12 protein-coding genes are annotated in these 14,980 nt (G+C 49.6%); 6 read left to right on the top strand and 6 right to left on the bottom strand.

Features of this window, described 5'->3' with window-relative positions; all coding sequences use genetic code 11:
* Positions 1–143: 143 nt before the first annotated feature.
* Together pheT and pheS are read right to left on the bottom strand one after the other, a co-directional pair.
* Positions 144–2,546: a phenylalanine--tRNA ligase subunit beta gene (gene pheT / locus BZG75_RS02025; RefSeq protein WP_077576015.1), complete on the bottom strand. Its 2,403-nt coding sequence runs from the start codon at positions 2,544–2,546 to the stop codon at positions 144–146.
* 19 nt (positions 2,547–2,565) lie between these two features.
* Positions 2,566–3,549 (bottom strand): phenylalanine--tRNA ligase subunit alpha, encoded by a 984-nt coding sequence (pheS, locus tag BZG75_RS02030; protein WP_025744396.1) that lies wholly within the window; start codon positions 3,547–3,549, stop codon positions 2,566–2,568.
* 310 nt (positions 3,550–3,859) lie between these two features.
* Between pheS and BZG75_RS02035 the strand changes: the two genes are divergently transcribed.
* Positions 3,860–4,888 (top strand): lipoate--protein ligase, encoded by a 1,029-nt coding sequence (locus tag BZG75_RS02035; protein ID WP_077460506.1) that lies wholly within the window; start codon positions 3,860–3,862, stop codon positions 4,886–4,888.
* 322 nt (positions 4,889–5,210) lie between these two features.
* Complete coding sequence (locus BZG75_RS02040; protein WP_077460505.1) at positions 5,211–6,599, top strand: peptide MFS transporter; 1,389 nt, start codon at positions 5,211–5,213, stop codon at positions 6,597–6,599.
* A gap of 146 nt (positions 6,600–6,745) precedes the next feature.
* Here the strand turns inward: BZG75_RS02040 and rplT are convergent, their stop codons facing one another.
* The 4 genes from rplT to thrS all read right to left on the bottom strand — a co-directional run bounded on the left by rplT (position 6,746) and on the right by thrS (position 9,903).
* Positions 6,746–7,099 carry a 50S ribosomal protein L20 gene (rplT, locus tag BZG75_RS02045; protein ID WP_025673305.1) on the bottom strand — a complete coding sequence of 118 codons (354 nt, stop codon included), beginning with the start codon at positions 7,097–7,099 and terminating at the stop codon, positions 6,746–6,748.
* Positions 7,100–7,135: 36 nt separating this feature from the next.
* Positions 7,136–7,330: a 50S ribosomal protein L35 gene (gene rpmI / locus BZG75_RS02050; RefSeq protein WP_025673304.1), complete on the bottom strand. Its 195-nt coding sequence runs from the start codon at positions 7,328–7,330 to the stop codon at positions 7,136–7,138.
* A gap of 95 nt (positions 7,331–7,425) precedes the next feature.
* Positions 7,426–7,971 carry a translation initiation factor IF-3 gene (gene infC, locus BZG75_RS02055; RefSeq protein WP_077460504.1) on the bottom strand — a complete coding sequence of 182 codons (546 nt, stop codon included), beginning with the start codon at positions 7,969–7,971 and terminating at the stop codon, positions 7,426–7,428.
* 3 nt (positions 7,972–7,974) lie between these two features.
* A complete protein-coding gene (gene thrS, locus BZG75_RS02060) occupies positions 7,975–9,903 on the bottom strand; it encodes a threonine--tRNA ligase (protein WP_077576016.1) in 1,929 nt (642 codons plus the stop codon).
* Between the two features lie 252 nt (positions 9,904–10,155).
* On the opposite strand from thrS, the gene hutC reads away from it, so the two are divergent.
* The 4 genes from hutC to hutU all read left to right on the top strand — a co-directional run bounded on the left by hutC (position 10,156) and on the right by hutU (position 14,970).
* Complete coding sequence (gene hutC, locus BZG75_RS02065; protein WP_025744397.1) at positions 10,156–10,860, top strand: histidine utilization repressor; 705 nt, start codon at positions 10,156–10,158, stop codon at positions 10,858–10,860.
* Between the two features lie 119 nt (positions 10,861–10,979).
* Positions 10,980–12,230 carry an imidazolonepropionase gene (gene hutI, locus BZG75_RS02070; protein ID WP_077576090.1) on the top strand — a complete coding sequence of 417 codons (1,251 nt, stop codon included), beginning with the start codon at positions 10,980–10,982 and terminating at the stop codon, positions 12,228–12,230.
* Positions 12,227–13,270 carry a formimidoylglutamase gene (gene hutG / locus BZG75_RS02075; RefSeq protein ID WP_077576017.1) on the top strand — a complete coding sequence of 348 codons (1,044 nt, stop codon included), beginning with the start codon at positions 12,227–12,229 and terminating at the stop codon, positions 13,268–13,270. Before hutI ends, hutG begins: the two co-directional genes overlap by 4 nt.
* An 11-nt stretch (positions 13,271–13,281) precedes the next feature.
* Positions 13,282–14,970, top strand: a complete 1,689-nt coding sequence (gene hutU, locus BZG75_RS02080) for a urocanate hydratase (RefSeq protein ID WP_077576018.1) — start codon at positions 13,282–13,284, stop codon at positions 14,968–14,970.
* Positions 14,971–14,980 lie beyond the last annotated feature (10 nt).

Here is a 14,980-nt window from a genome sequence, read left to right on the forward strand (position 1 = left end):
GTCGATATTAGACGCTTTTATCAATAATTGAACAATTAATAAACAAATATAGCGAGTTTATTCAGTTTTTCAAACGCATAGATGTTAGGCCATTTAGGCATAAAAAAAGCAGCGTTACCGCTGCTTTTTTCACTTAAATGGGGCTAATCTCGCAAGACCACGCCCAGTTTTTCTGAGAGGTTGTTCACGACACCCGACACCGCGTCACTGATATCGGCCTCTTCTAGGGTGCGCTTATCCGATTGCAAAATAAGTGCTATCGCTAAGCTCTTCTTCCCGTCTTCTACCCCTTTACCGGTATACAGGTCGAAAAGTTGTGCATCTTTAATCAGCGCATTACCACTTTGCAAACACGCAGCGACTACATCACCTGATGCGAGCGACTCATCGGCAATCACCGCAATATCACGACGGTTTGCAGGGAACTTGGACAGACCGGCCGCTTCAGGAATAAAGCGCGTATCAATCGCTTGCCATTCCAGCTCAAACACCACGGTGCGCCCATTTAAGCCAAACTCGCGTTCTAGCTCTGGATGTAGCGTACCAATATGGCCGACAACATTGCCATCAAACTCAATCGCTGCAGTTTGGCCTGGGTGCATCGCGGGATGAGAGGCTGACACAAAGCGGAAATCATTCAACTGACCGGTTAGCTCAAGCACCGCTTCCAGATCCCCTTTCAAGTCAAAGAAATCAACCGTTGAGCTGGTCAGATCCCAATGCTCTTCGCTACTTGGTCCGGCAATAACTCCGGCAAGCATCCGCTCTTGACGAATGTTATCTTGACGTATGTCACCGCTCATATCACCTTCAGGCGTGAAGCGTAAACCAAACTCAAACAAACGCACGCGCGGTTGTTGACGCTTTTGATTATAAGCCACCGTATTGAGCAAACCAGGTAATAAGCTTAAGCGCATCGCGGACATATCCGCCGAGATGGGGCTTGGCAGGATTAACGGCGCCACATTCGGCACAATCAACGCCTGTTGCTTGGGCTCAACAAAGCTATAAGTGATCGCTTCATGGAAACCACGGTCAACCAGAAGATCACGTACACGCTTGAGTGGCATCGCCGCTTCTTTATATTCGCGCATGGTGAGCGCAGCTTTCGGCGCACGGGTCGGAATATTGTCGTAGCCATAGATACGACCCACTTCCTCAATCAAATCTTGCTCGATGGCAATATCAAAACGCCAGCTTGGTGCCGTTGCTTCCCAACCTTGATCGGTGGTCGTCACCGCACAGCCTAAGCGGGTCAAAATGGCGTCGACATCCTTGTTGTCAATAGCATGCCCGAGTAAACCATCGAGCTTGGTACGACGAAGAGTGACAGTGTCACGAACTGGCAAGGTGTTAGTAGACTCAGCCGTCACAATCTCGCCCGCTTCGCCGCCACAGATAGCCAGCAATAACTCAGTCGCTCGCTCCATCGCTGCGGCTTGCAGTGCCGGATCAACCCCGCGCTCAAAGCGGTGAGATGAATCTGTGTGTAGACCATAGCTACGTGCACGACCACGAATCGCTTCCGGGGCAAAAAAGGCTGACTCTAACAGAATATCTTGGGTTTCTGTGGTCACACCTGACTCTTGGCCGCCAAAAATGCCAACCATCGCCAACGCTTTTTTCTCATCCGCAATAACGAGCGTTTGCGTATTTAGTTTGGCTTCATTGCCATCAAGTAAGGTCAGTGCTTCGCCTTCTTCGGCTAAACGCACCACGATGCCACCTTCAATCTTGCCAAGATCAAACGCATGCATTGGCTGACCTTGCTCAAGCATCACATAGTTGGTGACATCCACCACAGGATCGATAGAACGAATACCACTGCGACGCAGTTTTTCTTGCATCCACAACGGGCTCTGCGCATTAAGATCAACGTTTTTTACCACACGACCCAGATAACGTGGGCACGCTTGCGGCGCATCGATGCGCACCGATACTTTGTCTTCAATGCTGGCAGCAACAGGCGTAATGGTAGGCTCTGTTACATCGGTGCGGTTTAATACGCCCACTTCACGCGCCAAGCCACGTAGGCTCAAACAATCAGCGCGGTTTGGGGTCAAATCCACATCGATGGTGACATCGTTGAGTGCAAGATAATCACGGATGTCAGTACCAATCGGCGCGTCAGCGGGCAATTCGATAATCCCATCCGATTCCACATCGATACCCAGCTCGGTGAACGAGCACAACATACCGAATGATGGCTGACCGCGTAGCTTAGCCTTTTTGATTTTAAAATCACCCGGCAATACCGCTCCAACCATGGCTACCGCCACTTTTAAGCCTTGGCGACAATTCGGCGCACCACAGACAATATCCAGTAACTCATCGTTACCGACATTAATTTTAGTGACCCGCAGTTTGTCTGCGTCAGGGTGTTGACCACATTCCACCACTTCACCCACAACCACACCGCTAAATTCGCCAGCCACGGGGGCAATCTCGTCAACTTCAAGACCGGCCATGGTGATCTGGTGGGCAAGCGCGTTGGTGTCGTTTGCTGGATTTACCCACTCTCTCAACCAAGATTCACTGAATTTCATTATTACCTTGCCCCACTGATTACTTAAATTGTTTCAAAAAGCGCAGATCGTTCTCAAAGAACGCACGAAGATCATTCACGCCATAGCGCAACATGGTTAGGCGCTCAACCCCAATACCAAAGGCAAAACCTTGATATTCCTCTGGGTCAATGTTCACCGACCGCAGGACATTGGGGTGAACCATGCCACAACCTAAGATCTCTAGCCATTTGCCACCTTTACGGCGCACATCGACTTCCGCTGAGGGCTCGGTAAACGGGAAATAGGAAGGACGGAAACGTACTTCGAGATCTTCCTCAAAAAAGTTGCGAAGGAAGTCGTTCAAAATACCTTTTAGATCGGCAAAGGTAATGTCTTTATCGACCAGTAAGCCTTCTACTTGGTGGAACATGGGCGTGTGCGTTTGGTCGTAATCGTTTCGATAAACACGGCCTGGCGCAATAATACGGAATGGCGGTTTGCCGGCTTCCATGGTCCGGATCTGAACGCCCGAGGTATGGGTACGCAACATCAAATCAGGGTTAAAGAAGAAGGTGTCATGATCGGTACGCGCGGGATGATCGGCTGCGATGTTCAATGCATCAAAGTTATGGAAGCCATCTTCCACTTCCGGTCCAGCTTCCACCGAAAAACCAAGCTCACCAAAAAATTGCTCAATACGCTCAATGGTGCGCGTTACCGGATGCAATCCACCGTTTTCAATCCGGCGGCCTGGCAGGCTCACATCAATGGTTTCGGCGGCCAGTTTGGCTTCTAGCTCAGCACGTTCTAGTGCTTGCTTACGTTCAGCAATCGTCTGCTGCACGGTTTGCTTAGCCTGATTAATCTTCTGACCCGCTTCGCGGCGTTCTTCAGGAGGCAATTTGCCTAAAGCCTGAAGCTGTGCGGTTAGCTCACCCTTCTTTCCTAGGTATTTTACCCGGACTTCATCCAATGCAGCCACAGAGGCAGCATCGGCCACCGCATTGGTTGCATTCGCAAGAATTTCTTCTAATTGTTGCATTGTTTCCTCGTCGACCCGTTGGGCAGTCCAAACCAGGTAGGTGTATGACAATACCTGCTGACATCATGGTTTCACCCATTGTCTGAGCAAACTGACAGAGTCGTCTTGTTATACGCCTCAATGCCAATTGACTGAGAGAACAGGTAATAAATTGACCTTACATACTAATTAATGCCACGACTAATGCCAAACGCTAAACGGCATTTAAGTCATTTTTCCTCGCCATCAGCTACCGGTTTATCCATTTTGTTGGCATAGATGAAGAGTTTGCTATGCTACGAGCCGAGATCTCGACGAATTTGGAGCCACTATGCAAGACAACAATCATCCTTTACGCGTGTTTGTATCCACCTCGACCCACCCTTGGTTTAATTTGGCGGTGGAAGATACGATTTTCCGTACCATGTCATCAGCGCAAAATGTGCTCTTTCTTTGGCGTAACGACAATACGGTGGTGATCGGGCGTGGTCAAAATGCATGGCGCGAATGCAACACTCGTAAAATGGAACAAGACGGCGTTGTGTTAGCCCGACGCCAAAGCGGTGGTGGCGCCGTGTTTCATGATCTCGGCAATACTAACTTTACCTTTATGGCCGGCAAGCCCGGTTATGACAAGTCGGTATCAACACAAATTGTGTTGAATGCGCTGAAAACACTCGGTATTGAGGCAACGGCCAGTGGACGCAATGATCTCACCATGGATACCCCTGAAGGCGCTCGCAAAATCTCAGGGTCAGCCTACAAAGAGACAAAAGATCGTGGATTTCATCACGGCACCCTATTGATTAATGCCAACTTGTCGCGACTGGGCGATTACCTCAACCCTGATCCCAAAAAGCTGCAAGCCAAGGGCATTACCTCTGTACGCGCGCGAGTAGCGAATATTTCCGATTATGTCCCGGAGATCACCCACCAAGCTCTGTGTGATGCGATCAAAGCTGCATTCTTTAACCACTATGGCAATACCGCTGAGATTGAATACATTTCTCCTGAGGTCAAACCCGATGTCGAAGGCTTTAACGCCATCTATGAAAAACAGTGCAGTTGGGAATGGAATTTTGGCAAGAGCCCACAATTTATGCATACGTTTGATGAACGCTTCGAATGGGGGGGCGTTGAGCTGCATTTAGATGTGAAAAATGGCGAAATAGCCGACTGTCAGCTATTCACCGATAGCTTAACGCCAGGGCCGATAGAAATACTGGCAAGCCAGTTGATCGGGCAAACCTATCACTCGGAAACACTCTATCAATTTGTCACCAATCAGGCAGAAGTCGATCCAAGCCACCAGGCCATGTATCAGGATATTGCCCTTTGGCTGCGCCACGCTCTCGCTTGATAGGCACACATTAACAGTGACCCCCATCACATAATTCCCTCTCTTTTTGATCCCACGCAAAGACGCACTCAGCTGTCACGTCACTATAGGTGACAGCTGTTCAGTGCGACAAAATTTCATCATTCGGATAAAACCCATCATTAATGACGGCATTATTGCTTGAATAATAGTTTTTAATTTTGATAAAAAAGCATTAATCTAGTTTTACATATTTTGTTACAAACTGTAGCGAGGTGATCTTTCCAACAAACGTTTCGGCAATGTACTGCACGCCGATTGAAGAAATGCAGGCCCAACAAAACTCACGAATAATTAGATAGTTATGGAAAACCAAAAAACAATACTCGGTCACCCTCGGGGACTTTTTTTACTCTTCGGCACGGAACTGTGGGAGCGCTTTTCCTACTACGCGATGCGTGCGATTTTGGTGCTTTACCTCACCGATCAAACCATCAATGGCGGTTTAGGCTGGTCCACCAAAGACGCGCTAGAGCTGTATGGCTATTACACCGGCCTCGTTTATATCACGCCACTCATCGGCGGTTGGTTTGCCGATAACTTTGTCGGTCAGCGTCGAGCCGTGATTCTAGGTGGTGCATTAATGGCCATTGGTCAATTTACTCTGGCTTTCCCTGCTCACCAATATGGCTTAGATACGGTACACACTTTATATGCTGGCTTAGCCATACTGATTGCGGGCTCTGGCCTATTTAAACCCAACATCTCGACGATGGTGGGTGACCTTTATCATGAAGGCGATCATCGTCGTGATGGTGCGTTTACCATCTTTTATATGGGCATCAACATTGGCTCATTATTAGCCGGCTTTGTTGCGGGCACGGTGAGTAGCGCTTACGGCTGGCAATATGGCTTTTTTGCTGCCGGTATTGGTATGGTGATTAGCTTGATCATCCAGCTAACCATGGCCAACACTTGGCTAGGTAATATCGGTCGTGTTCCCGCAGCACAACAAGCACGAGATGCCAATCATTCTAAGACCAATGCACCATTGACCAAGCAAGAAATCGATCGCCTTAAAGTCATCTTATTGATGGGTTTGTTCGTGATCATTTTCTGGGCTGGCTTTGAACAGGCTGGCGGGTTGATGAATATTTACACCCAGGAGTACACGGATCGCATGGTGGGTGGGTTTGAAATCCCAGCGGCATGGTTCCAGTCACTCAACCCCTTCTTCATCATTGTCTGTGCGCCTATAGCGGCATCATTGTGGGTGCGACTGGGTTCTAAAGAGCCTAGCTCACCGGTCAAATTTGCCATGGCGTTATTTATGCTGGCGCTTGGTTTTTTGTGCATGATCGGGGCCGTGTTAGAGCAAGGCGGCGACACCACGGTGAAAACCTCGATGTTCTGGCTAGTGGGCGCGTTCTTCTTCCACACGTTAGGCGAACTTTGCCTCTCTCCAATTGGCTTATCGCTGGTCACCAAACTTGCACCACTGCGTTTGGCCTCTCTAATGATGGGCGCCTGGTTTGGCTTTAACGCGATTGCTAACTATGTTGCAGGTATCATTGGTTCGCATGTGGGTGACTATGGTGCCATGGCGATCTTCGGTGGCATTGCCGCGACAGCAGCGATTTCAGGTCTGATCTTGCTGACTCTATCCGGTACGCTGATCCGTTGGATGCACGGCGCTGAATCCAATGCCACGCCCAGTGAAGAAATCGAGCAACAACAAGTACAAATTGCCTAACCTTTATGGTGATAGTTAAATCAAAAAGAGGCCGATTGGCCTCTTTTTTAATATCACATCCCCTTCGATGATCAACCCCAGCTCTAATTAGGCAGCAAAAAGGAGAGCCGAGGCTCTCCTTTTTTAGCAATTCTTTACTGTAAAACTTACAGTGAAGCTTTCGCTTTTTCTACCAGCACAGAGAATGCTGCTTTGTCATATACCGCGATATCGGCAAGGATCTTACGATCGATTTCGATAGATGCCTTTTTAAGACCGTTAATCAGACGGCTGTATGACATACCGTTTTGGCGAGCCGCTGCGTTAATACGCGCGATCCACAGTTGACGGAATTGACGTTTCTTGTTGCGACGGTCACGATAAGCATATTGACCTGCTTTCGTTACCGCCTGAAAAGCTACGCGGTAGACGCGTGAACGCGCACCATAGTAACCTTTCGCCTGCTTCATTACACTCTTGTGACGTGCACGAGCTTGTACACCACGTTTTACGCGAGCCATTATCTCTCTCCTAAACTAAATTATAAAACTAAAAACTTATGCGTATGGCAGCATGCGAGCTACTTGCGCGTTTTCGCACGCAGGCAGAACAGCATTTGGACGCAGCTGACGCTTGTTCTTAGTAGTACGTTTAGTCAAGATATGACGCTTGGTTGCACGCTTGTACTTAAAGCCACCAGCAGTTTTCTTGAAACGCTTAGCAGCACCTTTGTTGGATTTCATCTTAGACATGATGATAACTCCGCATTGTGTTAATAATATAGCAATTTGGCGAACAAAGCGGCTGCACCTAACAGGCGCAGCCGCTTGTTACTTGGAAGCCAGAATTACTTCTTCTTTGGGGCCAGGACCATGATCATTTGACGGCCTTCGATGCGAGTCGGGAAACTTTCTACTGAAGCGATTTCAGCAGTGTCTTCCTTCAAGCGGTTCAGCACGTCAACACCGATGCTTTGGTGCGCCATTTCGCGCCCGCGGAATCGGATAGTGACCTTGACCTTGTTGCCCTCTTCAATGAAGCGAACCAGGTTGCGTAGTTTTACCTGATAGTCGCCTACATCTGTGCCAGGACGGAATTTAACTTCCTTAACCTGAATAGTCTTTTGCTTTTTCTTCTGCTCTTTCGCAGCTTTACTCTTCTCGTAAAGGAATTTGCCGTAATCCATGATACGACAAACCGGCGGCTCAGCGTTCGGACTGATCTCAACCAAGTCAAGAGTCGCCTCTTCTGCTTTGGCGAGTGCTTCATCAAAAGGGACGATACCGAGTTGTTCGCCGCTGTCATCAGACAATCGAACTTCTTTGACACCACGAATTTCGTTGTTTAGACGATGAGCGTTTTTCTTTGCCGGGGCTTTTCTTGCGCCTTTAATACCTTATTCCTCCACAATATTGAGTGTTCGATCTTGCACTTCTTGCTGCAATTGAGCAAGGAAGTCATCAATCTTAATTTTACCCAAATCTTTACCTTTACGGGTACGTATTGCTACTTCGCCAGCTTCCATTTCCTGGTCACCACAAACGAGCATATACGGTACACGCTTCAAAGTGTGTTCGCGGATTTTAAAGCCAATCTTCTCGTTTCTCAAGTCCGCAGAGGCTCTAAATCCAGCTTTTTGCAGTTTTTTCGCAATCTCTTGCGCATAATCTGCTTGTTTATCCGTGATATTCATCACCACAGCTTGCTGCGGTGATAGCCACGTTGGGAAGTGTCCAGCGTATTCTTCAATCAGAATACCGATGAAACGTTCCAACGAACCGAGGATAGCACGGTGAATCATCACAGGTGTGTGACGTTCGTTGTCTTCGCCTACATACGTGGCACTTAAGCGCTCAGGAAGCGCGAAATCTAGTTGTACTGTACCACATTGCCAAGCACGATCCAGGCAATCATGTAACGTAAACTCAATCTTAGGCCCGTAAAACGCCCCCTCACCTTCTTGAATTTCAAACGGAATATCCATCGCCGTTAAGGCTTCGTGCAAGGCTTTTTCTGCACGATCCCACATTTCGTCAGAGCCAACACGCGTTTCTGGACGTGTAGAAAGTTTGACTTCGATGTTGTTGAAACCAAAGGTTTGGTACGTCTCGTAGACCATTTCGATACACGCACTGACTTCTTTTTGTACCTGTTCTGGGGTACAGAAGATATGCGCATCGTCTTGGGTAAAGCCACGCACACGCATTAAACCATGCAGCGCACCGGATGGCTCATTACGGTGACAACTACCAAATTCTGCCATACGCAGCGGTAAATCACGGTAAGACTTTAACCCTTGGTTAAAAATCTGTACGTGACCTGGGCAGTTCATTGGCTTAAGTGCATACTCACGGCTTTCTGACTGGGTGGTAAACATGTAATCAGCATATTTGTCCCAGTGGCCAGAGCGCTCCCACAACACGCGATCCATGATCAACGGACCTTTCACTTCTTGGTAGTCGTATTCGGTCAACTTCGCACGGATAAATTGCTCAAGCTCACGGAAAATCGTCCAGCCATTGTGGTGCCAGAATACCATCCCAGGCGCTTCTTGCTGCATATGATACAAATCAAGCTGCTTACCCAGTTTACGGTGATCACGCTTCGCCGCTTCTTCTAAACGCACCAGGTGTGCTTTCAGTTGCTTTTTATCGGGAAAGGCGGTGCCGTAGATTCGTTGCAGCATCTTGTTGTCGCTGTTACCACGCCAATACGCGCCAGCCACGTTCAAAATTTTAAAGTTTTGACAAAAGCTCATGTTCGGTACATGTGGACCACGACACATGTCGATGTATTCTTCGTGGTGATACAAGCCCGGACGGTCATCGCGAGAGACATTCTCGTCCAAGATTTCAATCTTGTACGGTTCACCACGTGACTCAAAGGTATCACGTGCTTCTTGCCAGCTGACCGTTTTCTTCACAACCTGATACTTGGTTTTCACCAGCTCTTTCATGCGTTTTTCAATTGCATCCAGGTCATCCTGGGTGAGCGAGCGATCCATATCGATATCGTAATAGAAACCACTATCGATGGTTGGGCCAATCGCCATCTTGGTATCAGGGAAAAGTTGCTTAATCGCATGCCCTAAAAGGTGCGCACACGAGTGGCGAATAATCTCAAGCCCATCATCGTCTTTTGCGGTGATAATTTCGAGCTGAGCATCGTGCTCAATCAAGTCACACGCATCAACGCGTTTGCCGTCAACACGGCCCGCAATACAAGCTTTAGCGAGGCCAGGACCAATGTCATTGGCAACGTCGTAGGTTGAAACTGGGTGGTCAAAAGAACGCTGACTGCCGTCAGGGAGAGTAATTAGAGGCATTGATAACAATCCTTCTCAGTGGTGCCACACACCAAGTGGCACATGAACGTGTATTTTGCGATTAGTAAGTAACCGCACAGTGTGAGTAGGGTTTTGATTATGAAGATCCGACATTTGTGATGCAAGTCATCCCGTCAAGAATTTCTTCGCCGTCCAACGAATGATTCACGAGTATCGCCCTATCATCCGCTTGATTTTGCACTAGACTTCAGCAATGCTGATTTGTATACACAATAATGACAGGAACAATCTATGGCCAATGCGCCCCGCTATCAACAAATTAAAACCTTTATTCAAGAGAAAATTGAAACTCGGGTTTGGCCTGTGGGGACACGTATTCCGACCGAATACGAATTATGCGATCAATTTGACGTCAGCCGCATGACGGTGAACAAAGCCGTGCGCGATTTAGTCGCTGAAGGCTTACTGGAGCGCACACCTAGATTGGGGACGTTTGTCACTGAGCCCAAAGCCGAATCCCCATTAATGGATATTCGTAATATCGCCGATGAGGTTAACGCTCGCGGGCAAACTTATCACAGTGATATTCGCACATTGAAACGCATTTCTGCACCGGCTGATGTTGCTATGCGCTTAGGCGTTATGGTGGGTACATCCGTCTTTTATAGTGAGATTGTTCATTACGGTGATGCGATCGCGTTGCAACTTGAACAGCGCTGGGTCAATCCGGCTTTGGCGCCCGACTACTTAGCACAAGACTTTAATCAAACCACCCCAAACGAGTATTTATCAACGGTTTGCCCAGTGAATACCATTGAGCATACAGTCGAAGCCATTCAAGCGAGCTCGACCATTCAGCAAGCCCTCGCGATGCGATCAGACGAACCCTGTTTATTATTACACCGTCGGACTTGGAGCCAACAAACCCTCGTCAGTGCCGCCTTGCTGTACCATCCAGGATCGCGTTACAAACTCACATCGAGAACAGATAGATAACTTCATTTAGATCGAACCGATCACAATTTTTTACCGTTCTTTTACATTCCCTCTTGTGTCTGCCACTTTATTTGTCTATACATTTGTATAGACATTTAATGAGCGGTAAGGCCATCATCATGAGACACCTATATACCGATGCAAAACTGGTCACGATGGCCAGCGATATCCACAATAGCGACGGCTACCAATGCCAAGACCATAGCGCGATTGCGGTTGAAAACGGCAAAATTGTTGCACTTGGCCAAGATGCCGAGCAGCTTGACTGGCCGAAGCAGTCGTTAAACGGAAGATTGGTGACACCCGGACTCATTGATAGCCACACTCACCTTGTTTTTGCGGGCAATCGCGCGGGTGAGTTTGAGCAGCGCCTCAATGGCGTGCCTTACCAAACCATCGCTGAACAAGGCGGCGGAATTCTCTCCACAGTGCAAGCGACGCGGGCGGCGAGTGACGCAGAATTACTTGCCCTCGCTTTGCCACGTGCCGAAGCCTTAATACGTGACGGTGTCACAACAATTGAAATTAAATCAGGCTATGGGTTAACCCTCGAGGATGAGCTAAAAATGCTTCGGGTGGCGAAAGCTATCGAGCAGCATTTACCCGTGAATGTCTCTACGACCTTGCTCGCCGCTCATGCTATACCGCCGGAATATCAACACGATGCGGATCATTATATTGCGCATATCTGTCAATCCATTATCCCGGCCGCGGCGGAGCAACAGCTTGCTGACGCCGTGGATGTGTTCTGTGAAAACATTGCCTTTAGCGTCGACCAAGCCGAAAAAATCTATGCGGCGGCCAATGCTCATGGACTCAACATTAAAGCCCATACCGAGCAATTAAGCGACCTGGGCGGCAGTGTGGCGGCGGCCAAAGCCGGGGCCTACTCGGTGGATCATATTGAGTATTTGTCAGAGGCTGACACCCAGATTTTGGCCGAATTTGGCACTGTGGCAACCCTGCTTCCCGGCGCGTTTTACTTTTTACGTGAAACCCAAATACCACCGATTGAAGCATTACGTGAACATCATGTCCCCATGGCGCTCGCCACTGACTTCAACCCCGGCACCTCGCCCTTTGCCTCATTGACGCTCATGATGAACATGGCTTCCACCTTATTTGGCCTCACGCCAAAAGAGAACCTTTACGGCGTCACCCGTCATGCCGCCCAAGCACTGGGCTTAACAAACAAAGGTCAAATCGCGGTTGGGTTTGATGCCGATTTTGCCGTTTGGCAGTGCGACACCCCAGCCGAGCTCAGTTATATGGTCGGCACGGCGCCCTTAGTCGGAAGAGTGGTCAACGGGGTCTGGTATCCCGCAACACCGACTCCGCAGAGCACGCCCCACCAGGAGAATCAAGAATGAAACATCTTCCTGCTGATATGACTGTGTGGCAAGGACGTGTTGATCCAGAAGATGGGGAGCGCGGTCTGCGTTTGCACCAAACCATCAGCGCCTACGATAACAGCGTCGAACAGCCGCCAGGTGTCGTGATCTATGGGTTTGCCTGTGATGAAGGGGTAGCGCGTAATCAAGGCCGCCTCGGTGCAGCCCTTGCCCCTGAAGCGCTGCGACAAGCACTGGCAAACCTCGCCTGGCATAACAGTCATCCGCTTTATGACGGCGGAACCGTGGTATGTGATGACTCAGATCTGGTATTAGCCCAGCAAGGATTAAGTCAGCAAATCCATCGTTCGTTGCCACAGCACCGGGTCTTAACCCTAGGCGGCGGCCATGAAACTGCATGGGCGAGCTTTCAGGGCTTATCCCGTCATTTGACACACTCCCATGTCAACGACCTCGCGCAGCCGCCTAAGATTGGTATTATTAACTTTGATGCTCATTTTGATTTGCGCACGCCACAAGGGCGCAGTCACGCCGGCAGCTCAGGCACACCCTTCGCACAAATCGCCCAATATTGTGACAAAAAAGGTTGGCCATTCCACTATGCCTGCCTTGGCGTAAGCCGCACCAGCAATACCCAAGCGCTGTTCGATAAAGCCGAGCAACGCCATTGCTGGGTAGAAGAAGATATCAATATGCAGGTAGACGCATTACCGGCGTTAAAAGCGCGATTAACCCAGTTTATTCAAGGCTGTGATTATCTCTATCTTACTGTCGATATGGATGTGTTTCCCGCTAGTGTCGCGCCTGGGGTGAGCGCCCCTGCAGCTTACGGCGTGCCAGTCGCAGTGATTGAGCCGTTAATTCGGCACCTGTTCACCGTTGCGCAGAAGCAGCACATTCCCGTCCCTATTTGCGATATCACAGAAGTAAACCCCCATTATGACCGCGACCAGCAAACCAGTCGCTTAGCCGCGCGTATGGCGTGGACCATGATTCACACAGCTTGTCCGCATCAATCTTGTCCGCAGCAAGCAGGCTCGCATCCCATCATCGATTAAGGAGAATAACCATGACGGACCCACGTTTCGATTCACGTACCGTGAAAGCCCCTACCGGGCCTGAGCTTAATGCAAAAAGTTGGCTAACCGAAGCGCCGCTTCGTATGCTGATGAATAACCTACACCCTGACGTGGCCGAGCATCCTAATGGTTTGGTGGTCTATGGTGGCATTGGCCGAGCGGCCCGCAATTGGCAATGTTTCGACAAGATTGTCGAGGTACTAAAACGCCTGAACGACGATCAAACCTTGCTGGTACAATCCGGCAAACCTGTGGGTGTCTTCCCCACCCACAAAGATGCACCACGTGTATTAATTGCCAACTCTAACTTGGTCCCGCATTGGGCAAACTGGGAACATTTTAACGAGCTCGATAAGCAAGGGCTGATGATGTACGGCCAGATGACGGCAGGCAGCTGGATTTACATTGGCTCGCAAGGCATTGTGCAAGGCACCTACGAGACGTTTGTCGCGGTGGCGAAACAACACTTTAATGGCGACGCCAAAGGCCGCTGGATCTTAACTGGCGGTCTGGGGGGCATGGGGGGCGCGCAGCCACTCGCCGCGACCATGGCAGGCTTTTCTATGATTGCGGTTGAATGCGATGAAAGCCGCATCGATTACCGCTTACGTACGGGGTACGTCGACCGCAAAGCGACATCCTTGGACCAAGCACTCGGCATGATTGAAGAAGCAAAACGACAAGGCAAGCCCGTGTCGATTGGCTTATTGGCCAATGCAGCCGATATTTTCCCAGAGCTGGTGGAACGTCATATCACCCCCGATGTGGTCACCGACCAAACCTCGGCCCACGATCCCCTTAACGGTTATCTGCCGCAAGGCTGGACCATGGAGCAAGCCGCGGCACAGCGTAAAGACAACGAAGCCGAGGTAGTCAAAACCGCGAAAGCCTCGATGGCCGTACAAGTTAAAGCGATGCTCGATCTGCAAACACGCGGCGCAGCAACCTTGGATTACGGCAATAACATCCGTCAAATGGCGCTGGAAGTCGGTGTCAATAATGCTTTTGATTTTCCAGGATTTGTACCGGCATATATTCGTCCGTTATTCTGTCAAGGCATTGGCCCGTTCCGCTGGGTGGCGTTATCTGGTGACCCAGAAGATATCTATAAAACCGACCAAAAAGTGAAAGAGCTGATCCCTGATGATCCGCATCTCCACAACTGGCTTGATATGGCCAAAGAACGTATTCAATTTCAAGGTTTACCTGCTCGTATCTGCTGGGTTGGGGTCAAAGATCGTGCACGCTTAGCGCTTGCCTTTAACGATATGGTAAAAAATGGCGAGCTCAAAGCGCCGGTCGTCATTGGCCGTGATCATCTTGACTCAGGCTCAGTCGCAAGTCCCAACCGTGAAACCGAAGGCATGCTGGATGGCTCTGATGCCGTGTCAGACTGGCCATTGCTGAACGCCATGCTCAACACGGCATCCGGTGCAACCTGGGTATCATTGCACCACGGTGGCGGTGTCGGCATGGGCTTTTCTCAGCACTCAGGCGTGGTGATTGTGTGTGATGGCTCCGACGATGCGCATCAACGAGTGGCGCGAGTACTCAGAAACGATCCGGCCACCGGGGTGATGCGCCATGCCGATGCCGGCTATGACATTGCCATTGATTGCGCCAAAGAAGAACAACTCGATCTGCCGCTGCTGGATTTACCTAACCAGCCGCTGCGCTAAGGAGAGCAAA

Source organism: Salinivibrio sp. AR640, from assembly GCF_001995405.1.
Taxonomy (GTDB): Bacteria; Pseudomonadota; Gammaproteobacteria; order Enterobacterales; family Vibrionaceae; genus Salinivibrio; species Salinivibrio costicola.